This window comes from Amycolatopsis sp. NPDC043885, assembly GCF_056435685.1.
Genome location: NZ_JBWKEA010000022.1, coordinates 131,962 through 152,377 on the forward strand (window position 1 = coordinate 131,962; position 20,416 = coordinate 152,377).

21 protein-coding genes are annotated in these 20,416 nt (G+C 67.9%); 12 read left to right on the forward strand and 9 right to left on the reverse strand.

Translation table 11 applies throughout. The annotated features are described in order from the left end of the window. Window positions 1–437 precede the first annotated feature (437 nt). On the reverse strand, window positions 438–1,844 hold the full coding sequence (locus AC069I_RS39220; RefSeq protein ID WP_478267630.1) for a KamA family radical SAM protein: 1,407 nt from the start codon (window positions 1,842–1,844) through the stop codon (window positions 438–440). A gap of 142 nt (window positions 1,845–1,986) precedes the next feature. Between AC069I_RS39220 and AC069I_RS39225 the strand changes: the two genes are divergently transcribed. Genes AC069I_RS39225 through AC069I_RS39235 form a run of 3 tightly spaced genes read left to right on the forward strand, consistent with a single transcriptional unit; the run spans window position 1,987 to window position 5,993 of the window. Further along, on the forward strand, window positions 1,987–3,597 hold the full coding sequence (locus tag AC069I_RS39225; RefSeq protein ID WP_478267631.1) for an amidohydrolase: 1,611 nt from the start codon (window positions 1,987–1,989) through the stop codon (window positions 3,595–3,597). A gap of 9 nt (window positions 3,598–3,606) precedes the next feature. Next, window positions 3,607–5,199: an apolipoprotein N-acyltransferase gene (gene lnt, locus AC069I_RS39230; protein WP_478267632.1), complete on the forward strand. Its 1,593-nt coding sequence runs from the start codon at window positions 3,607–3,609 to the stop codon at window positions 5,197–5,199. A 26-nt stretch (window positions 5,200–5,225) separates the two neighbouring features. Further along, window positions 5,226–5,993, forward strand: a complete 768-nt coding sequence (locus tag AC069I_RS39235) for a polyprenol monophosphomannose synthase (protein ID WP_457954448.1) — start codon at window positions 5,226–5,228, stop codon at window positions 5,991–5,993. On the opposite strand, the gene AC069I_RS39240 is transcribed toward AC069I_RS39235, so the two are convergent. Beyond that, complete coding sequence (locus AC069I_RS39240; protein WP_340681915.1) at window positions 5,947–6,744, reverse strand: DeoR/GlpR family DNA-binding transcription regulator; 798 nt, start codon at window positions 6,742–6,744, stop codon at window positions 5,947–5,949. The two genes, AC069I_RS39235 and AC069I_RS39240, sit on opposite strands and share 47 nt — an antisense overlap. 51 nt (window positions 6,745–6,795) lie before the next feature. On the opposite strand from AC069I_RS39240, the gene AC069I_RS39245 reads away from it, so the two are divergent. From AC069I_RS39245 to AC069I_RS39255, 3 genes are all read left to right on the forward strand, one after another. After that, on the forward strand, window positions 6,796–7,179 hold the full coding sequence (locus tag AC069I_RS39245) for a DUF4406 domain-containing protein (RefSeq protein ID WP_478267633.1): 384 nt from the start codon (window positions 6,796–6,798) through the stop codon (window positions 7,177–7,179). Between the two features lie 43 nt (window positions 7,180–7,222). Then, window positions 7,223–8,488 carry a sigma-70 family RNA polymerase sigma factor gene (locus AC069I_RS39250; RefSeq protein WP_478228225.1) on the forward strand — a complete coding sequence of 422 codons (1,266 nt, stop codon included), beginning with the start codon at window positions 7,223–7,225 and terminating at the stop codon, window positions 8,486–8,488. Window positions 8,489–8,612: 124 nt separating this feature from the next. Further along, window positions 8,613–9,398, forward strand: coding sequence for an SDR family NAD(P)-dependent oxidoreductase (locus AC069I_RS39255; protein WP_478228226.1), 786 nt, complete (start codon window positions 8,613–8,615; stop codon window positions 9,396–9,398). Here AC069I_RS39255 and AC069I_RS39260 read toward each other — a convergent pair. Then, window positions 9,291–10,283 (reverse strand): LysR family transcriptional regulator, encoded by a 993-nt coding sequence (locus tag AC069I_RS39260; RefSeq protein WP_478267634.1) that lies wholly within the window; start codon window positions 10,281–10,283, stop codon window positions 9,291–9,293. The genes AC069I_RS39255 and AC069I_RS39260 overlap by 108 nt on opposite strands. 73 nt (window positions 10,284–10,356) lie before the next feature. On the opposite strand from AC069I_RS39260, the gene dapA reads away from it, so the two are divergent. Continuing rightward, the gene (gene dapA, locus AC069I_RS39265) at window positions 10,357–11,247 is read left to right on the forward strand and encodes a 4-hydroxy-tetrahydrodipicolinate synthase (RefSeq protein WP_478228228.1); all 891 of its coding nucleotides are present in this window, start codon (window positions 10,357–10,359) and stop codon (window positions 11,245–11,247) included. 83 nt (window positions 11,248–11,330) lie between these two features. On the opposite strand, the gene AC069I_RS39270 is transcribed toward dapA, so the two are convergent. From AC069I_RS39270 to AC069I_RS39280, 3 genes are all read right to left on the reverse strand, one after another. Further along, a complete protein-coding gene (locus AC069I_RS39270) occupies window positions 11,331–11,678 on the reverse strand; it encodes an RNA polymerase-binding protein RbpA (RefSeq protein ID WP_005151365.1) in 348 nt (115 codons plus the stop codon). A 226-nt stretch (window positions 11,679–11,904) separates the two neighbouring features. Beyond that, on the reverse strand, window positions 11,905–12,663 hold the full coding sequence (locus tag AC069I_RS39275; RefSeq protein ID WP_478228229.1) for a thymidine kinase: 759 nt from the start codon (window positions 12,661–12,663) through the stop codon (window positions 11,905–11,907). Between the two features lie 30 nt (window positions 12,664–12,693). Continuing rightward, window positions 12,694–14,094 carry an MFS transporter gene (locus AC069I_RS39280; RefSeq protein WP_478267635.1) on the reverse strand — a complete coding sequence of 467 codons (1,401 nt, stop codon included), beginning with the start codon at window positions 14,092–14,094 and terminating at the stop codon, window positions 12,694–12,696. Between the two features lie 270 nt (window positions 14,095–14,364). On the opposite strand from AC069I_RS39280, the gene AC069I_RS39285 reads away from it, so the two are divergent. Further along, entirely contained in the window at window positions 14,365–15,039 is a 675-nt protein-coding gene (locus tag AC069I_RS39285) for a transglycosylase family protein (RefSeq protein WP_378436328.1), read from the forward strand. A gap of 59 nt (window positions 15,040–15,098) precedes the next feature. Here AC069I_RS39285 and AC069I_RS39290 read toward each other — a convergent pair whose 3' ends face one another. Beyond that, window positions 15,099–15,878 carry a glycerophosphodiester phosphodiesterase family protein gene (locus AC069I_RS39290; protein ID WP_478228231.1) on the reverse strand — a complete coding sequence of 260 codons (780 nt, stop codon included), beginning with the start codon at window positions 15,876–15,878 and terminating at the stop codon, window positions 15,099–15,101. Window positions 15,879–15,944: 66 nt separating this feature from the next. Between AC069I_RS39290 and AC069I_RS39295 the strand changes: the two genes are divergently transcribed. Next, window positions 15,945–16,328, forward strand: a complete 384-nt coding sequence (locus AC069I_RS39295; RefSeq protein ID WP_125677752.1) for a hypothetical protein — start codon at window positions 15,945–15,947, stop codon at window positions 16,326–16,328. A 1-nt stretch (window position 16,329) separates the two neighbouring features. Here the strand turns inward: AC069I_RS39295 and AC069I_RS39300 are convergent, their stop codons facing one another. Further along, entirely contained in the window at window positions 16,330–17,310 is a 981-nt protein-coding gene (locus AC069I_RS39300; RefSeq protein WP_219151799.1) for a tyrosine-type recombinase/integrase, read from the reverse strand. 618 nt (window positions 17,311–17,928) lie between these two features. Between AC069I_RS39300 and AC069I_RS39305 the strand changes: the two genes are divergently transcribed. The 3 genes from AC069I_RS39305 to AC069I_RS39315 all read left to right on the forward strand — a co-directional run bounded on the left by AC069I_RS39305 (window position 17,929) and on the right by AC069I_RS39315 (window position 19,771). Beyond that, the gene (locus tag AC069I_RS39305) at window positions 17,929–18,453 is read left to right on the forward strand and encodes a DUF4303 domain-containing protein (protein WP_478228233.1); all 525 of its coding nucleotides are present in this window, start codon (window positions 17,929–17,931) and stop codon (window positions 18,451–18,453) included. A 26-nt stretch (window positions 18,454–18,479) separates the two neighbouring features. Beyond that, on the forward strand, window positions 18,480–18,836 hold the full coding sequence (locus AC069I_RS39310) for a VOC family protein (RefSeq protein WP_478267636.1): 357 nt from the start codon (window positions 18,480–18,482) through the stop codon (window positions 18,834–18,836). A 95-nt stretch (window positions 18,837–18,931) separates the two neighbouring features. After that, window positions 18,932–19,771 (forward strand): class I SAM-dependent methyltransferase, encoded by an 840-nt coding sequence (locus AC069I_RS39315; RefSeq protein ID WP_478228235.1) that lies wholly within the window; start codon window positions 18,932–18,934, stop codon window positions 19,769–19,771. A gap of 1 nt (window position 19,772) precedes the next feature. On the opposite strand, the gene AC069I_RS39320 is transcribed toward AC069I_RS39315, so the two are convergent. Beyond that, the gene (locus AC069I_RS39320) at window positions 19,773–20,414 is read right to left on the reverse strand and encodes a class I SAM-dependent DNA methyltransferase (RefSeq protein ID WP_478228236.1); all 642 of its coding nucleotides are present in this window, start codon (window positions 20,412–20,414) and stop codon (window positions 19,773–19,775) included. Between the last annotated feature and the right edge of the window lie 2 nt (window positions 20,415–20,416).

Below are 20,416 nucleotides of genomic sequence, written 5' to 3' on the forward strand. Positions count from 1 at the left end.
CATAGGACGAAATGTCCTATGGGGACCCCTCGTGGCACGCTCGCGCGCAAAGGACCTCAGCCGATGGACGGGATGCGCCCCGTCGGCGGCACGACCGGCGTTCATGACGCAGTTGGTGCTGCGACGCCGTGCCGCGTGGGAACGCGTGGTCGTCGTGGAGCTGGGTTGGACAAGTGCTACGGGGTGTGGCCGTGGACGGCGTGCCGGACCTCGACCACGCGGGGGTCATCGGCGCGAAGGCGACCCGGTCACGTCAGCCGGTATTCCATCGCGTACCGACAGGCAGCCACGGATTTTCTGGGCCGTTCGACGTCCGGTCGCAACCGGTACCAACCGGTTCTGGCCAGCACAAACAGCCGGTACGACAGAGGGGGCGTTTGAAGCTCGCACATGAGCCTGAACGCCCCCTCTGGGACCTGCCTGACGGGTCGGCCGGGTCAGGCCGTCCGGGGCTGGTCGCGCCACCAGCGCTGACCGGCCTCGGGAAGGGTGGAGATCGGGTCGTAGTAGGGGTAGCGCTGCTGCAGTGCCTCGTCGGCGTTGGCGACGTTTTCCCTGTCCACGCTGGTCAGGTAGTTCTTGGTCCAGTAGGAGATCCCGAGCTCGCGGTCGTACTCGGCCAGCTGGTGAACCCACCGCTTCCCGACGTAGGGCACGTCGCAGACGATGCGGGGAGTCGCGTAGCCGGGCAGGTAGCCCATGATCGCGTGCTGGAGTTCCTGTGCTTCGTGCACGGAAACCCGCCAGTGCTCGGCGTTCGGGATCATGTCGCACATGTAGAAGTAGTACGGCAGGATGTTCGCCTCGCCTTGCAGCGCGAAGCACAGGTCCAGCAGGTCGGCCGGGGTCGCGTTGACGCCCTTCATCAGCACGCCCTGGTTGCGCACGTCGCGGACGCCGACGTCGAGGGCGGTCCTGGCGGCTTCGGCGACCAGCGGGGTCACCGACTGGGCGTGGTTGACGTGGGTGTGGATCGCGAGGTTGACGCCGCGCCGCTGCGCGGTGCCGGCGACGCGTTCGAGCCCTTCGACGACCTTCGGCTGGATCCAGTGCTGCGGGAGGGCGGCGAGCGCCTTGGTCGCGAGCCGGATGTCGCGGACGGTGTCGATGTCCATCAGCCGCATGAGGAACGACTCCAGCTGTGGCCAGGGCACGTTGGCGACGTCGCCGCCGGAGACCACGACGTCACGCACGCCCGGGGTCTTCTTCAGGTACTCGATCATCGCGTCCTGGCGGTCGACCGGTTTGAGCGAGAGCTTGTGCTTCTCGACTTGCTCGGTGGAGTTGCCGACCAGGTCCATCCGGGTGCAGTGCCCGCAGTACTGGGGACAGGTGGAGATCATCTCGGCGAGGACCTTGGTGGGGTAGCGATGGGTCAGCCCCTCCACCACCCACATCTCGGCCTCGTGCAGTGAGTCCCGTTCGGAGTGCGGGTGACTCGGCCACTCGGTGTCGCGGTCGCTGCGCACCGGAAGCATGTAGCGGCGGATCGGGTCGGCGTACCAGGCCTCGGTCACCTTCACCGGGTCGGTGCCCGCGCTGGGCGCCATCGTGTTGATCATCTGCGGCGGCAGCAGCATCGACATCGTGGCCATCTCTCGCTGGTCGGCGAGCATGTCCTCGTAGAAGCGCTCCTCGAGCAGGTCGCCCATGAGGGCGCGCAGTTGCTTGGCGTTGCGGATGCAGTGCACTCGCTGCCACTGCGCGTCACGCCACTCTGCCTCGGTCACGTCGTGCCAGCCGGGGAAGCGGCGCCAGTCGGGTTCGATCAGCTCGACACGGGTGTAGTCGTAGGGCTGATCGTAGGCGGCCACCGGCGAGGTCGGTTCCTGGATCGCAGTCACTTGTACTCCTCGTCGTCGGAAACGCGTGAAAATATCCTGTCACATCGTTCGGAAGACGTAAATATTCCTGTCTCGCGTTGTGTGTCGAAATGTCACCGACCCGCCGGTCACCTGGTCGTCCGCACGCTGCAAACTCGGGAGCGTGACGAACGCGCGAACCACGCTCCTGCTCGGCGGGCGTATCTACAGCCCCTCGGCCCCCGACGCCACCGCCATGGCGATCACCGACGGCACCGTCGTCTGGGTGGGACAGGACGGCCCGGCCAGGGCCCTGCATCCCGACGCCGAACTGGTCGACCTCGACGGCGCCTTCGTCGCACCCGCCTTCGTCGACGCACATGTCCACGCCACCGCGACGGGCCTGCACCTCACCGGGCTGAACCTCGCGAACATCCGCGGTGCCGGAGAGCTCCTCGCCGCGGTCCGCGATACCGCCCGCCCCGGCCAGGTGCTCGTCGCGCACGGGTGGGACGAATCCCGCTGGAGCGACGGCAGGCTGCCCAGCCGCGCGGAGATCGACGAGGCCTCGAACGGCACCCCGGTGTACCTGAGCCGGGTCGACGTCCACTCGGCGCTCGTCTCCAGCGCCCTCGTCGCGCTCGCCGCCGGCGTGCACGAAGCGCCGGGCTGGTCGGCCGACGGACCGCTGACCCGCGACGCCCACCACCTCGTGCGCGCCGCGATGCGCGAGGCGATCACGCCGCAGCAGCGCCGCGAAGCCCAGCGCGCGTTCCTCGCCGAAGCCGCCGCGCGCGGAGTCGTGAGCGTCCACGAATGCGCGGGCCCGGACATCTCCGGCGCCGAAGACCTCACGGATCTGCTCGCGCTCGCCTCCGAACCCGGACTGCCGGAAGTCGTCGGCTACTGGGGCGAGCGCGGTGGTGTCGACACCGCCCGCGCGCTCGGCGCCAGGGGAGTCGCGGGCGACCTGTTCGTCGACGGCGCGCTGGGCTCCCGCACCGCCGCCCTGCACGAGCCGTACGCCGACGCCCATGGCACCTCCGGGACGCTCTACCTCGACGCCCCCGCCATAGCCGAGCACATCAGCGCCTGCACCGAGGCCGAACTCCAGGCCGGTTTCCACGTCATCGGCGACGCCGCCGTCGCGGAGGTCGTCGAAGGGTTCCGGCTCGCGGAGAAGACCGTCGGCCGTCGAGCGCTGGCCGCCCGCCACCACCGGCTCGAACACGTGGAGATGATCGACGTCGACCAGGCGAAGGCGCTCGCGGGCTGGGGTGTGGTCGCTTCGGTCCAGCCGCAGTTCGACGCGGAATGGGGCGGCACCCAGGGCATGTACACCGAACGCCTCGGCGCGGAACGCGCCCCGAAGCTCAATCCCTTCGCCGCCATGGCCGCCGAAGGGCTCCTGCTCGCCTTCGGCTCCGACGCACCCGTCACGCCGGTCGACCCGTGGGCCACCGTCCGCGCCGGGACCTATCACCGCACGCCGGGCTCGGGCTTGTCCGCCCGCGCGTCCTTCACCGCCCACACCCGTGCGGGACACCGCGCCGCCGGCGTCAACGACGGCGTCACCGGCAGCCTGGTCCCGGGCGCTCCCGCGCACTACGCGATCTGGGACGCCGAAGACCTCGTCGTCGCGACACCGGACTCACGTGTACAGCGCTGGTCGACCGACCCGCGCGCGGGCGTGCCCCCGCTGCCGAACCTCGCGCAGGGCGCGACACTGCCCCGTTGTCTGCGCACGGTCCGCGACGGACAGGTCATCCACGATCTGTTCACCCGGACGGCCTAGGGTTCAGGAGTGTCCACGACCGTGACCGATCCGGACCCCGAAGCGGCGCCCCGGAAGCGCTTCTCCCGCGCCTGGCTCGTGCGTTTCCTCGTCGCCGCGGCGTCGGGATTCACGCTGTACCTCAGTTTCGCTCCGCGTCCGCTGTGGTGGCTCGCGCCGCTGGCGTTCACCGGCTTCGCCATGGTGGTGCACGGACGAAGGTTCCGGGGCGCGTTCGGTTACGCGTTCGTGTTCGGGATGGGGTTCTTCCTGCCGCTGCTGACGTGGCTGCTGGATTTCCTCGGCCCAGGCTTCGGGCCGTGGCCGTGGCTCGGGCTGGCGATGGCGCTGTCGGTGTATCTCGGTTTCGGCGGGGCTTTCGCCACCGTGGTGTGGAGGCTGCCGCTCGGGCCGCTGTGGGCGGCACTGGTGATCATCGCGCTAGAGACTCCTCGCACCTGGTTCCCCTTCGGCGGTTTCCCGTGGGGTCGTGTCGCGTTCAGCCAGCCGGAGGGCGCGTTCGTCTCGCTGGCATCTATCGGCGGTGCTCCGCTGGTCGGTCTCGCCGTCGTGGCGACCGGTTTCGGGCTCGCGGCGCTGTGCCTGCGGCTGAAGGGCGCGGATCCGCGCCGTTCTCTGGTGGCGGCGTCGGCACTGACGCTGGTTCCAGTGGTGGCGGGGCTCGCGGTGTGGCCGACGATCGGCACCGAAGCCCAGGACGGCGAGCTCACCGTCGCCACGGTGCAGGGCAACGCCCCGGACATCGGCCTGGCGCTGGAAGGCCGCCGCGACGAACTCCGGAGCAACCACCTCGCCGAAAGTGCCCGGCTGCTGGAAAAGCTCAAGGCGAGCAACACGAAGGTCGATCTGCTCGTATGGCCGGAGACCGCGATGGCCATGCGCACCGGCGATGCCGGCGTCGATCAACTGGTCCGCGACTACGGCACGCAGGCGATCATCGGTGCGCTGGTCCGGCTGCCCGACGGAAGCGCGCAGAACTCCGCGCTCGTCTGGGATCCGGTCACCGGCCCGGGCCAGCGCTACGCCAAGCAACAGCTCGTGCCGTTCGGCGAGTACATCCCGGCCCGTGAGGTCGCGAAGCTGGTGACCCCGTTCGTCGACAGCGTCGCCGACATGAAGCCGGGCGACGGAGCCAACGCCGCCCTGTCGGTCGCGGGTACCAAGGTCGGCGTCTTCATCTGTTACGAGACAGCCTTCGACTACCCGGCGCGGGAGTCGGTGGCCGATGGCGCGGAACTGCTCGTCGTACCCACCAACAACGCCTGGTACGGACCGGGGGAGATGAGCTATCAGCAGCTGGCGATGTCGCGGTTGCGAGCGGTCGAGCACGGGCGCGCCGTGATCGTTTCCGCCACCAGCGGGGTCAGCGCGATCGTCGCGCCGGACGGTTCGATCACGGCCTCCACCAGCCTGTTCACCGCAGACTCCCTGGTGGGGCGCGTACCGCTGAGGCAGCAGACTACGCTGTCGGATCTACTCGGTGTGACGACGGAGTACGGGCTGCTCGCCCTGGCGATCGCCGGGGTTACCGGCGGGTACGTGCTGCGTTTCCGCACCCGGCGCGCGAGCGTCGCCAAGGCAACGAGGGAAGCGGCGGGCTGACCCGCCGGAACACGGAGGAAAAGCGGATGGCGCAGGCGCCACGGGGGGCCCAGGGAATCGACCCGGTGCTGGTGGTGGTCCCGACGTACAACGAGCGGGAGAACATCGGCCCGATCCTGGAACGCCTGCTCGAAGCACTCCCGGAGGTCAACGCCCTCGTCGTGGACGACGGCAGCCCGGACGGGACCGGCGACGTCGCCGACGAGCTCGCGAAGGCCGACGAGCGGATCCACGTCATGCACCGGACCGAGAAGGCCGGCCTGGGCGCCGCGTACGTCGCGGGTTTCCGCTGGGGACTCGCTCGTGACTACGCCACCATCGTCGAGATGGACGCCGACGGCTCACATGCGCCGGAGGATCTGCCGCGGGTACTGGCGGCCCTCGAGGACGCGGATCTGTCCATCGGCTCCCGGTACGTTCCCGGTGGCAGCACGGTGAACTGGCCGTTCCAGCGCAAGGCGCTCTCCTGGGTGGCGAACCTCTACGCGAGGATCGCGCTCGGCACGAAGATCAAGGACATCACGGCGGGTTTCCGCGCGTACCGCCGCACGGTGCTGGAGAAGCTCCCGCTCGATGAGATCGCCTCGCGGGGCTACTGCTTCCAGATCGACCTGGCGTTCCGCACGGCGCTCGCCGGGTTCGAGGTGGTCGAGGTGCCGATCACCTTCACCGAACGCGAGGTCGGTCAGTCGAAGATGAGCGGTTCGGTCGTGCGCGAGGCGATCGTCCTGGTCGGTCTGTGGGGGCTCAAGCGTCGCTGGCAGCAGCTTCGCGGGCTGGCCAAGAAGGGCTGACCCCCAGCACGCTCACCCCGAGCTTTCCCAGTTCCTTCACCGTCGGCTCGTCCGGCGCCGCGTCGGTGATCACGCCCGCGACGTCGGACAGGGGGAGCACGGTGAACGGCGAGGCCGCGCCGATCTTCTCCGAACTGGCCAGCACGTAGGTGTCGGCGGCCCGTTTGGCGAGGGTGCGTTTCATCGCGGCCTCGTCGGAGTCGCCGGTGGTGAGCCCGGTCTCGGGATGCACGCCGGTGACGCCGAGGAAGAACAGATCGGCGTTGATGCCCTCGGCCGCCTCGGCCGCGGCCGCCCCGCAGGTGACGGCGGAGTGCTTGAAGAGCCGTCCGCCGATGAGGAACACCTCGACCTTCGGATGCGTGACGAGCGCGGCCGCGACCGTGGGGCTGTGCGTGACGATTGTCGCTTCGAGGTCGACGGGGAGTGCCTTCGCCAGCGCGAGCGCGGTCGTGCCGCCGTCGAGGATGACCGTCGATCCCAGTCGGATCAACGCTGCTGCACGTTTCGCGATCCGTTCCTTGCCTGCGACGCTGACCGCCATGCGCGTCGCGTAGTCCGCGGTGGCCGGGGAGACCGGCAGGGCTCCGCCGTAGACCCGCTGACAGAGCCCGGCGTCCGCGAGTTCTCGCAGGTCACGGCGGATGCTGTCTTCCGATACGCCGAGTTCGGCGGCGAGGTCCTTCGCCACGATGCGGCCTTCGGTCTTGAGTCGTTCCATCAGCAGGTCTCGTCGCTGCGCAGCCAACATGTGCACGTTTCTCCTTGTTCCTGCCGATTGTTGCACATTATGCTCCGGCGTATGAGCAAACCTCTGATGATCCTCATCGCCGGACCGTTCCGCTCCGGAACCGGCGACGCCCCCGAACTCCTCGCCCGTAATCTCGCCCGGCTCGAAGAGGCGGTCTGGCCGATCTTCCGCAGCGGGCACGTGCCGATGATCGGCGAGTGGGTCGCGCTCCCGGTGCTGCGCGGCGCAGGCGGGAAGACCGTCGCCGACCCGATCGCCAAGGAGGTCATGTATCCGACGGCCGACAGGCTGCTGCATCACTGCGACGCCGTCCTGCGGCTGCCGGGCGAATCCACCGGCGCCGACCAGGACGTCGCCATCGCCTTGTCCCGCGGGCTCGACGTCTACCACCGCGTCGAGGACATCCCGGGCTACCTGCCCGCCGCATCGGCATAATGCGTAACTTGATCGGGCGTGACGTTTTCGGGGAAGGTGAGCCGTGACCGGGAAGGTCTGCGGGATGTGCGGAGGCCCGCTGCCGTCGAAGGCGGATTCGCGCGGGCGTACGGCCGTCTACTGCTCGGCCGCGTGCCGCCAGCGGGCCTACCGGTCACGGCGCGACCCCGCCCCCGACGTGCAAACCCTCATCGCCGAGGTCGGCCGCGTCGCGAACCGGCTGGCACCTCAGCCGCCGGAGGTGTTCCTCACCGACCTTGCCTCGCTCACCTCCGACGTCGGCAGGCTGCGGCGCATCGCTCAACTGGCGCTGCGGACCAAGGACGAAAACGTCACACCGGCGCCCGTGACGGAAACCGTGGACGAGGTCGCCTTCGCCGGGAGGATCGAGGAGCACCAGCGAGAACTGCGCGTGCACTGCTACCGCATGGTCGGGTCCTACGACGACGCGGAGGACCTGGTCCAGGAGACGTTCCTGCGAGCGTGGCGCGGCCGCGAAGGGTTCGAAGGCCGGTCGAGTTTCCGCGCCTGGCTCTACCGCATCGCCACCAACACCTGCCTCGACTTCCTGCGGCGCAACAAACGGGTCCCACGTCCCTACGACCCGTTGCCTGACGTCGAACAGGGCGAACCGCCTCAGTTCCTGCCCTGGTTGCAGCCGTTCCCGGACGACTCCGCGGAGATCGCCGAGACCAGGGAAACGATGGAGCTCGTCTTCCTGGCCGCGATCCAGCACCTCCCACCGAAACAGCGGGCCGTGGTGATCCTCAACGACGTCCTCGGCTGGAAGGCCGCCGAAACCGCGGACCTGTTGGAAACCACCGTCGCTTCGGTCACCAGCGCCCTTCAGCGCGCACGCCCCACACTGCGCGAACGCCTGCCGGAACGCCGCACCGACTGGGCCAGGACCGTGCGGCCGACCGACGAGGAGCAGGCGATCCTGCGGCGCTACATGGCCGCCGCGACCGCCAACGGGGACAGCCGGGTCATGGCCGAGCTGCTGAGGGAGGACGTGCTGGTCACGATGCCGCCGAATCCGCTGTGGTTCTCCGGACGGGACGTCTTCCTCGAGTTCGTCGCCCAATCCCTCGATCCCGCCTCGCCGACGTACTTCGGGGAGTGGAAACACCTTCCGGCCGTGGCCAACGGGCTTCCCGCCGCGGCGGGATACGTCCGGCGGCCGGGCACCCGGGTCTACCGGGCACAGGTGCTCGATGTGCTGCGCATCGAAGACGGGAAGGTCGCCGAGATCACCGCGTTCGAGCCGCACCTGTTCCCCGCGTTCGGGCTGCCCCTGACGCTGATCTGAGGACCGATGAGATCTCCGCTGTTCCCCGCGTTCGGGCTGCCCCTGACGCTGATCTGAGGACCGATGAGATCTCCGCGCCTTCCGCGTCTCAACGGTCGTACCTGACAACGTGGAAGGAAAACCCATGAGCCTGCAGAACAAGAACGCGATCATCTACGGCGCCGGCGGGGCGATCGGCAACGGCGTCGCCAAGGAGTTCGCCGCGCGCGGAGCCCGCGTCTTCCTCACCGGCCGCCACGAACCGGCACTGACGAAGCTCGCCGACGAGATCAAGGAGACCGGGGGACGGGCCGAAGTCGCCGTCGTCGACGGCCTCGACGAAACCGCGGTCGACGCGCACGCGGCTTCCGTCGTGGCCGAGGCGGGCAGCATCGACATCTCGCTCAACCTCGTCCCGCGCGGCGACATCCAAGGCATCCCACTCGTGGAGATGTCGGTCGAGGACTACGTCCGCCCGATCACCGCCGGAATCACGACGAACTTCATCACCGCGCGGGCCGCCGCCCGGCACATGGTCGCTCAGGGCTCCGGTGCCATCCTCGCCCTCGACAGCGGATCCGCCCACGGCAGCCCGATGATGGGCGCCACGGGCTCGATCGACGCCGCGCTGGATACCTTCATCCGCAATCTCGCCGTCGAGATCGGACCGCACGGTGTCCGCGCGCTCGGCATCTGGGTCGCCGGTATCCCGGAGACCTTCACACCCGAGAAGCTCTCCGCGGTGAACAACCAGCTGCCGGCAAGTCCCGAGATGATGCAGAACGTCCTCGACGGCCTCACCGAGGCCCGGATGACCAAGCGTTCACCGCGTCTCGCCGAGGTCGCCTCCACGCTGGCGTTCCTCGCTTCCGGCGACGCCATGGGGATCACCGGCACGTTCGTCAACGTGACCAGCATGTACCCCAGCTGACCGAGCCGCCCCGAGTTCCGCCAGCACCGCCCGGATCGCGGGGCTGGACTCGGCACTGCGGCGCCACGCGGCGTGAACCTCGCGCGTCGGCGGGCGCCGCAGCGGCCGGGCGAGGAGCCCTTCGGCCAAGGGCGGGCGCGCCAGCCGCGGGATCAACGCGACGACCTCGCCTGAGGCCACCAGCGACAGCTGCGTGGAGAAGTCGTCCACCAGATGCCGCACGTCGGGTTCTTCCGGAAGGCCGGCGAACACACGCCGGAACCACTGGTGGCAGACCGTGCCCGGCGGACTGGTCACCCACGCGTGCCCGGCCAGGTTCGCACCGTCCAGCGGCGGCTCGGCGCGCGCCAGCGGATGGGTCTCGGCCATGACGACGTCGCCGAGGTCGGTGTGCACCAGGCGCCGTGACAGCGCGGGGGACAGCGGTACCGGCGCGCCGTCGGCGTCATGGATGAGCGCGAGGTCGGCGGTCCCGGCCTCGACGGAATGCAGAGCCTGGTCGGGGTCCTGTTCGGTGATGTGCAGCCGCAGGCCGGGGTAGCGCGTCAGGAGCCGCGGATGGACGGGGGCGAGCAGGCCGCGGATGCCGGTCGAGAACGCGGCCACCCGCAGGACACCGCGCGGCGCGCCCTCCGCGACCGACTGAGCGGCCTCGACGCACCGTTCGAGTGCCTGGAACACCTCCAAAGAGGAGTCGACGACGGCCTGGCCCGCCGGAGTCAGCACGACGCCGCGGCCTGCCGGAGCGAGCACCGGCATCCCGATCTGGCGTTCCAGCCGTTTGATCTGCTGCGACACGGCCGACGCCGTGAATCCCAGTTCGTCCGCCGCCCGCGCCAGCGTCCCCAGCGCGGCCACCGACCGCAGAGCTCCGACCTCGACCATAAAGCCAGGCTACGCAATACCGTCCAAAAACCATCGTTGGACCATAGGTATCGGCGTCGACAGGATCGGCAGCATGACCGAAACACTCTTCGGCTCCAACCTCGTCGCCATGGTCACCCCGATGGAACCCGGCGGGGTGCTCAGCGAACCCGGCCTCACCGGCCTGGTCGACCACCTGCTGACCACCGGCTGCGACGGCATCGTCGTCGGCGGAACCACCGGGGAGTCACCCACCCTGACCGGCACCGAAGCCGCGCGGCTCGTCCACACGGTGGCGAACCGCACCGGGAACCGGGCGCGCGTGATCGCCGGTGTCGGCACCTACGACACCACCACCTCCATCCGACGCGCGAAGGAAGCCGAGGCGGCCGGCGCCGACGCGCTCCTGCTCGTCTGCCCCTACTACTCCAAGCCGACACAAGCCGGGATCGTGGCGCACTGCCTGACGGTCGCCGACGCCACCGACCTGCCCGTGATGCTCTACGACGTCCCGGCCCGCACCGGGACGGCCTTGGAAGCGGCCACCCTGATCGAACTCGCCCGCCACCCCAGGATCCGGGCCGTGAAGGACGCCAAGGGCGACGTATTCGAAGCGATGGCCGTCATGGCGCGCACGCCGTTGGCCTATTACTGCGGCATCGACGAGCTCAACCTGCCCTATCTCGCCGCCGGCGCCACCGGCCTGGTCAGCGTCGTGGGCAACGCCTTCGCCGACCGCAACGCCCAACTCATCGCCGCCGTGCGCGGGGGAGACCTCGACACCGCACGATCGCTCAACGCCACGCTGCTTCCACTGGCGGAGGCCGTCATGCGCACCTCGCAGGGAGCGATCATGGCCAAGGCCGCATTGGCCGAGCTCGGCGTCATCCCGAACGCCACGGTCCGGCTCCCGCTGCTCGAATCGCCACCCGAGCACCTGCGGCGCCTTCGCGACGCACTGGTACCCCTGGTCGCGGTCGCCTGACCCCGGACACGGCGAAGCCCCCGCGGTGGGAGGTCGCGGGGGCTTCGCCGGTTCGTGGTGGGGCTAGCTACTTGTGCCGTGCGTCAGGCGGACCGGGTGGTCCTGCGTCCCTTCAGCTCGGCGAGACGTTCGTTGAGCAGATCTTCGAGCTCCGGGATCGAACGGCGCTCCAGGAGCATGTCCCAGTGCGTCCTCGGGGGCTTGACCTTCTTCTGCTCCGGCTGCCCGCCGTCCACGATCTCGGACTCGCTGCCGTGCAGCCTGCACTCCCACACCGAGGGGATCTCGGCGTCGTCGGAGAAGGGCACCTCGAACTCGTGGTTCTTGGGGCAGGCGTAGCGCACGGTGCGCCGAGGCGCGAGGTCGTGGTTGCGGTCGGTCTCGTAGCTGACCGCTCCCAGCCGGCTTCCACGGAGAACACGGTCGGCCATGATGGGGGTCCTTTCAGTCAGCTCCGGGTGGAGCCAGGGTGATGCTCACCCTATGCAACGACAGTGACGGCCAGAGGATTCCCTGGACAGCATGTCCTTGCTCACGATGAGCTGTGTCACCCGGTGGCAACAGCTTCTCCTAGTAGGAGTGGTTTCGCGCTCTGGCGTGACGTCAATACGGCCATCTTGGTGCGGATATCCCCCAGATGGGCTAGTAGTACGCCTGTCACGTCAACCGTAACTGACCGTGTTGGGCCGAGGAGGGCCCCAGGTCGCCCAGTCGAAAGTGGCGACGGCACAATACCTGATAACGGACCGTACTCGGTTCGCCCTCAGAACGTGATACCGGTGAAGATTCAACGACCATCTGCTCAGTATCCGCCACCACCACGGTGTCGCCGGCCCGCAGCACCTCGCCATCGGACACCCGCGCGTTGAACCGCCCCGTCTGCCCGCACCAGCACAGCACCTCGACCTGAACCGGCTGCAACTCGTCCGCCAGCTCGAACAACCGCGCCGCACCCGGGAACAACACACTCCGGAAATCCGTCGCGATCCCGAAGCAGTACACGTCGATCTGGACGTCATCCGCCAGTTCGGCCAGCTGATCCACCTGATCGGGCGACAAGAACTGCGCCTCGTCGACGATCAGGTAATCCACATGCCGCCCGGCCGCCCACTGCTCACGCACCAGCAACCGCAGATCGGTCTCGTTCCCCACCTCGATCGCCTTGCGCGTCAATCCGATCCGGCTCGTGATCTGCGGCTCCCCGGACCGGTCATGCCGCACCAGCACCATCCCACGACGACCCTGCCGCGCGTGGTTGTGGTCGATCTGCAAAGCCAGCGTCGACTTCCCGCAGTCCATCGGCCCGTAACAGAACTTCAGCTTCCCGACGACCGGCACACCCCGCCGTGAACCCGCCACCGGCACCGACGACAACGCGTCCGTGGGATCCGGGCCACTCTCCTTCAGTACGGTCACGACGCCCGACCCTATCGGCACGCTCCTCCCTCACAGCACCGCCGGTGGTCGGTTGCCCGCCGCCTCGATCGCCCGGCGCACCGGCACCAGCCACACGAACACGAAACCGAGCACGAAGAAGATCACCAGAGCGATGATCGCGTACCGGAACGAGCCGGTGATCTGCCCGACCGCCGCGAACAACAGCGGACCGAGCCACGACGTCCCCCGCTCACCGACCACGTACAGCGAGAAGTACTGCGCGTCCTTCCCATCCGGGATCATCTGCCCGAACAACGACCGCGACAACGCGTTCGTTCCCCCCAGCACCAGCCCGATCCCGACCGCCACCGCGTAGAACTGCAACGGCTGACCAGCCTCGATGAAGAACGCGAAGCACAGCACGGCCACCCAGGCCACCAAACTGCCCAGAATCGTCTTCTTCGCCCCGATCCGCGCCGCGATCGCCCCGTGGATCATCGCCCCGGCGTACGCCAGGAACTGGATCACCAGGATCGTGACGATCAGCACCTGGGTGCTGTACTTCAGCTCGTCCTTGCCGTACTGCGCCGACACCGCCACCACCGTCGTGATCCCGTCGGTGAAGACCAGATAGCTGCCGAGGAACGCCAGCGTCAGGGGATAGGCCCTCGCCTCCTTGATCGTCTGCTTCAACTCCTTGAACCCGGCCGTCAGCACCGACAGGCCACGCTCGCCCGACTTCGGCACATGAGTCTGGGGGAGCGCCCGCACCGCCGGGATCGTGAACACCGCCCACCAGATCCCCGACGTCAGGAAGCAGATCTGGATCGCCAGTCCTTCACTCACCCCGAAGAACTCGTGCCCCATGAAGAACCCGAGCTGCAGCGCCAGCGCCAGACCACCGCCGAGATACCCGAAAGCCCATCCCTTCGACGACACCGCGTCCCGCTCATCGGGCTCCGCGATGTCCACCAGGAACGAGTAGTAGACGACCAGCGCACCGCCGTAACCGATGTTGGCCAGGATGAACGTCCAGACCCCGACCTCCCAGTTCGTCCCCGCGATGAAGAACATCAACGCCGACGCCACCGCACCCAGGAATGCGAACCCGCCGAGGATCCGCCGCTTGTGCCTGCTCCGGTCCGCGATCGCGCCGGCGATCGGCAGCACCAGCACCTGCGTCACCGTCGCGATCGACAGCAGATACCCCCACAGCGAACCAGCGGGGAAGTGGAGCCCGAACAAGGAGACGTCGCAGTTCTGAAGGGTGCTCGAAGCTCCACTCGAATCGGTGCACGCCCTGTCCCCGTTAAGGGTGAAATTCGTCTTCGCGTCCGCCGACGCGATCTCGCTCAAATAGAGCGCACCGAAGACGGTGATCACCGACGAATAGAACGGCGAATTGGCCCAGTCATAGAGGTACCAAGCCCGCCACACCCGCTTGCGATCACGGGTCCCGGCCACCGTCATGCACTGCTCCTGAAGTCGAGAACGTCGAGGTCAGCGGGAGACTACTGGTGATCACACCCACCTGTCCGGCACGAGTCCGGACCGTGTTCGTTTCGACGCGGGACGAACCCTTCCCGGACACCTTCCCGACCATTGTCGGCGTGTCGCTGCCACGATCCCCGTGTGTTTCGTGTGAGGCTAGTGAGCGATCTGTGACTCTTGTGAAGCACGGGGCTGATACTTACTGTTCCGCTCATGAGGACCCATCGCCTTCGCACAGCACACCGCGTAGTGGCGAGAACACTCCTGCTCGCCCTCGCCGTGACGGGCCTGCAGATCGCCACCACCGGATCCGCCGCCGCGGATCCCCACGGCTCCCACTGGGCCAAGCTCCGCATGTGTGAATCGAGCGGGCGCTACAACATCAACACCGGCAACGGCTACTACGGCGCCTACCAGTTCGACCTGCCCACCTGGCGCAGCGTCGGCGGCCAAGGGCGACCCGACCAGGCCGCCCCCCGCGAGCAGGACTACCGGGCCCTCTACCTCTACCGCATGCGCGGCTGGCAACCCTGGGAATGCGCCGGCAAACTCGGCTTCCGCAACGACAGCGACGGCCGCAGCAAACGCGTCCCGTCCTACGCCGACTCCGCCTACATCGGCGGGGGAGGACAGCCCGCCCCGCCGCCTCCGCCCAAGCCGAAGCCCACCCCGCCCGCTCCGCCAGGCGGACCCAAACCCGCCTGGCCCGGCGTCGTCTACGCCTACGGCGACTGCGCGGTACCCCTGAAGCAGTTCCAGCTGCGGATGAACGCCTTCGGCTACGGCTTCACCGGAACAGGCTGCTACTACGACAAAACCCGCGAAGCCGTCCTCGCCCTCCAGCGAGCCAACGGCATCAACGACTCAGGACGGCTCGGACCCAAGACCTGGGACGCCGCCTGGAACGGAAAAGCACCCCGATGACGTCCCCGCGTTTAGTCCTCTAAATGCGCTTACAACGCATTTAGAGGACTAAACGCGGATCAGGAAGGCCAAGCGCCGCGTTCCCGAAGAACGTCACGCAGCAGATCCGGCCGGTCCGTCACGATCCCGTGCACCCCGAGATCCAGCAACAGCCGCATCTCCGCCGGATCGTCCACCGTCCACGTGTGGACCTCGAAACCCCCACGCGTCGCCTGCCGCAGGAACGCCCGGTCCACCACCTTCAATCGCCCCTGCCGCACCGGCACCTGCGCCATCGCACCCCGTGACAAGGCCCGCAACGACACCAGCGGCAAGAACCCGTTCGCCCACATCACCGCCACCGAACGCGGCCCCATCGCGGTAACCAGCTTCGGCCCCGCCAGCTTCCGGATCCGCGCCAGCCGCGCGTCGGAGAACGACGCCGCCGCGACCCGGTCGTACGCCCCGGTCCGCTCGATCGCCCGCACGAAGGGCGCCACCGCCTCGTTCGACTTCACATCGATGTTGAACCGCGCCTCCGGCAGCTCCTCGAGGACGTCCTCCAGCCGCGACAACGGCGCACGGCCACCGACCTTGACCGTCCGCAACTGAGCCCACGTCTGCCGGGAGATCAACCCCGCGCCGTCCGTCGTCCGGTCCAACGACGCGTCGTGATGAACGACCACCACACCATCCGACGTCGCGTGCACATCCGTCTCCAGGTAGCGATAACCCTCCGTCACCGCCTGCTGGAAGGCAGGCAACGAGTTCTCCAGTCCTTCCAGGTCACCGAGGTGCCAGCCCCGATGGGCGAAGGCACGCGGGAGCGGGTCGGCGAGGTACGGAAACGGTGTCGGCACCCCACTAGTGTGCACTTCGGTCGTGGCCTCGGCATGATCGCCGGATGGCCAGCTAGGGTCTGATCCGTGAGGGAAGTGGCCGAACACCCGAAGACATCCGCCGAAGAGGTGTCCGAACTCCGCCGCGCGGGGGTACCCAAACACTGCGGATGGTGCGGCCGGCGGCTCGAACAAGGCGGCAACGTCGGCAGGCGCCGCCGCTACTGCGGGCAATCCTGCCGCCAGCGCGCCTACGAACGCCGCACCGCCCTCCAACGCAGCGGACTCCCCGAAGACGCTGTCGTCCTCTCCGACACCGAGATCGCCACCCTGCAGGACAGGCTCTTCCAACTCCGCTGCGCCGCCGAAGACGTCGTCACCGCGGCCGACGACGGCGCTTCCGTCGCCGAACTCCGCGGCCTCGCCGGCGAGATCGCCCAGGCCGCCAAGGACCTCGAACAACTCCGCTGAGCTACAAGATCCCGTCCAGCGCCCGGTACGTCCGGTTGCTCGCGGCCGCCGCACGCTGCTCACGTCCGGTCGCCTCGATGTAGTTCTGGCTGGTCGCGAGGCTCGCGTGCCCCAGCAAAGCCATGATCTCGGACGCCGTCGCGCCGTCCTCCGCCAGCCTTGTCGCGAAGGTGTGCCGCAACGCGTGGAGGTTCGCCCCGACCGGCACGCGGTCGTGCAGGCCTGCCCACCGATAGCAGGATTTGACGAGGTACTCGAGCGCGCCGCGGCCGATCGGCTCGCCCGCACGATCCCGGAGGAGGGGAGTGGAGGGCCCGAACCGTTGCTGCGGGAACCGCCGACGACAGGAGGCCAGGTACTCCTCGATGATCTTCTCCATGATCGGCTGCACCGGGATCGACCGGTCGCGGCTTCCCTTGCCATGGACGTGCAGCCGCATCTCGCCCTGACGGCCGACCAGCGATCGCGCCGTCAGGGCCCGCATCTCGGCGGCACGCAGCCCGGCGACCAGCCCCAGCGCGATCACCAAGACGTCCCGCTCCGGCCATGGATCTCGTGTCCGGCGCGAGCCGTCGGCGGCGGCAGCGAGCAGCTGCTCCGGGGTTTCCTCACCGCGCAACGGTTTCGGCGTCAGCGGAGGCGCCTTCGGCCGGGCGACCGCGCCCATCGGATTGCCCGCGAGCAACCCGTCGGACACGCAGAAGGTGAGGAACTGATTCCAGGTCGACCAGGCGCGGAGCACCGAACTCTTCGCGTGGGTGTCTGCGAAGGCACCGAAGGCGTTGCGGAGCGCCTGGGCGGTGAGCATCTCGACAGTGAGTTCGTCAGGGGAGCGGTCCAGTTCGCGAAGCAGAAGTGCGGTGATGCCGGCGAGGTCGCGGCGGTAGGCGTCGGTGGTGTGAGGAGAATCCTTACGGGGACGACGTGCGGCGAAAAAGGCTTGCTGTGCCTCGGAAACCCTCATGAACATCTTGTACCGCATGGCACCGACAGTCTTACACTCGGTTATATTCCGTTTCATGCATAATAGTGATTATGCATGAAACGGAGTGATGGGTCCGGAAACCCCTCGCGGGGGATCCCGGTTCGCCCGTCGCTCTCCGGGGTGTCATGAAAGGGTCATTCAGGACGAAAGCGTCAGGAACGACCCTTTCGTGACACTTGGGCCACCTAGGCGGCACTTGGGTCCATGTCGTCGCCAGACTGGCCGACTCGACGAGATCCAACCGCGCCTGACGCCTCCATTGATCATCAATGGCTCCGTGAGACCCACATCGATTCGTCACAGTGACGTATTGAGGCTGGGTGATCGGACCTCCGTTTCGCGTCGCCGGGGGTGCCATGGGTCGCCTCAGGAGATCTGTGGCGACCCGGTTCAGGGTGAGCCAAAGGGAGCCATGCCCGCATCAGGCGTGACGAAGGGCGCTTTCACTGCATGAAATGCGACGAAGGACCCCTTCGCGCCTGCATCGAGGCCCCTCTCGGCCATCGTTATCCAGGTCAGCCAAAGTGCCGATAATGTACATTATGTCAAGTAAGGTCAAGTAAGGTCAGGACATGTCCTCCCTCAGGCTGAAGCGGGACATGGTTCGATGCCCTGGTGATTCCTACCGAAGCCGACCTTGCCGACGCGTTGACCACGGCCACTCGTGCAGCCGTCACAGACCTGTTCCGCGACAACCCCGGCCACACGTTCTACTACGTCACGCTGACCACGCCCGGCGAAGCCTTTGGTCCGGCTCTGTCGGCGTGGTCGCACGAGGCGCTGACACAGCGACCAGACGCCGACGACGTCCGCTACTCCTACGCCGATTCACCGTTTTCGATCGGTGGTGAGGAACATCTGAAGCCGGTCCGCGAGCTGTTCGCCGCCCGGCCGGAGGTGTTCGACATCGCCGACGACGATGCCTCCGACGCGGAGTTCGATCTTCGGCTTCGTGCGATGGAGACGGCGCTGCGCAGGCTCTCTGACGAAGGTCTGTTCGGTGTCGGCGAAGCTCGCGGGAACGTGCTGGTTCTGGCCGAGGTCGTTCCTGACGACGAGGAGAACGTCGCCCGTGCTCGTCGGCTCAACCCGCCCGGGCCGGCGTTGGACGCTTGGCTGGCTTACTGGGGCCTGGCCTGAATCCTGCGGCGAATACCCGCCACAGGATGTCGTGTATTCGGTGGATCGCGGACTTCGGCTCGCCGGACTCCCCCGACGCTGACAAGGTCATGCACGCCCAGCTCGACACCCCGCACGGATACACGCTGATGGCTTGCGACGTTGACGGCCAGGTCGAGGACGTGCCGCACTCCCCTGGCAACAACGTCGCGGTCTACCTCGGTGGCGATGGCGAACTCCGCGGCCATTTCGAGAAGTTGTCCGTCGGCGGCACGGTGACCATGCGGCTGGAGAAGCAGGCGCGGGGCGACGAGGCCGGCGCGCTCGTGGACAAGTTCGGGATCACCTGGATGGTCAACATCGCCAACGCTACTTCGCGTCGGACGGGACCAGACGCCGGGTGATCCGGTCGAACAGTTCCATCAAAGGCTCGCTGACGTCCCGGCCGAACTCCGTCAGCTAGGGTCGTTTTTCGGAAGAGAACCTGGGGGTAGTCGAAATGTCCGAGAGCGCCGCTGTGCATGTCGATCCGTCGAACGAGCGGATGTTGATGGCGTGGGACGGTGACGACGGCGCTCTTTGGGCGAAGCGCGCGCAGCGTTTCAACGACGGTGTCGCTGCTTATCGCGACACGTTCTTCGCCGCGGCCGGCATCAGGCCGACTGACAACGTCCTCGACGTCGGTTGCGGTGCGGGTCAGACGACGCGGGACGCCGCACGGTTCGCCAGTGACGGTTCCGCGCTGGGTGTCGACCTCTCCGGTGAGATGCTGGTTCTCGCTCGTCGGCTCGCCGAGGATGAAGGCGTTCCCAATGTCTCTTTCGCGCAGGTGGACGCGCAGATCCATCCGTTCGCCGAGGCGCGGTTCGATGTGGTGATCAGCAGGCATGGATCGATGTTCTTCGGTATTCCCCTGGCCGCGTTCTCCAACTTGGCCAGGGCGACCCGGCCCGGTGGCCGTCTGGTCCTGCTGACGTGGCAGCCGTTGCGGCTCAACGAATGGATCACCACGTTCCGGACGATCTTCGCGGCGGGCCGTGCGGTGCCGTCGTCGGATCTCGCGCTGAGCGACCCGGGCGAGACCGAGAAGTTGCTGGTGTCTGCCGGGTACTCCGACGTCCGGTGTACCGCGGTGAACAAGCCGATGTACTTCGGCCGCGACGTGGATGATGCGGCCGACTTCATCGTCGAGCAGCATGGTGGCCGGTTGAGCGACCTGGATGAGGCCGCTCGCGCCGCGGCTGTGGATGCCTTGCGAGCCGATCTCGCCGAGCACCAGACCGACCGAGGCGTTTTCTACGGCTCGGCGGCCCGGCTCGTCGAGGCTCGGCGTCCTTGAGCTACTGCTTGCGGGCGATCAAGTAAGCCTGTGGCGTGCTTTCGAATTCCTCGGACGGCTCACGGACGAGGGTGGAGAGCACGCTGAACTTCGCCTCCCCCAGCTGCTCGGTGATCTTCTCGGGCGACAGGCGGTAGGCGTCGCAAGAGATGTCGTGCCCATAGGCGTGCTCGATGTGGCGTACTTCGTCGCCGACCTGGAAGGCCACGAGCAGGTGGCCGCCCGGGGCGAGGATCCGGTGGAAGTCGGCGAAGATCTCCGGCAGCCGCTCTCGTGGTGTGTGGATGATGGAGTACCACGCGACGACGCCGGTCAATGCACCGTCCTCAATGGACAAACCGGGCATCTCCCCTACCCGGAAGTCCAGGTGGGGGTACCACTTGCGGGCGACGGCGACCATTTCCGGGGAGAGGTCGATGCCGTGGATGTCGAGGCCCAGCTGGTGGAGGTACTCGGTGATGCGGCCGGGTCCGCAGCCGATTTCGGCGACGCGGCCGCCTCCGGCGGCCTGGACGAGTTCGGTGTACGCGCCGAGCACGGCGCGGTCCCAGGTGGATCCGGCGAGGTGGTCGCGGAGCAGTTCGGCATAGTCGGCCGCGACCGTGTCGTAGGCGGTGCGGGTGGTTTGGAGGTAGTCGGTCACGG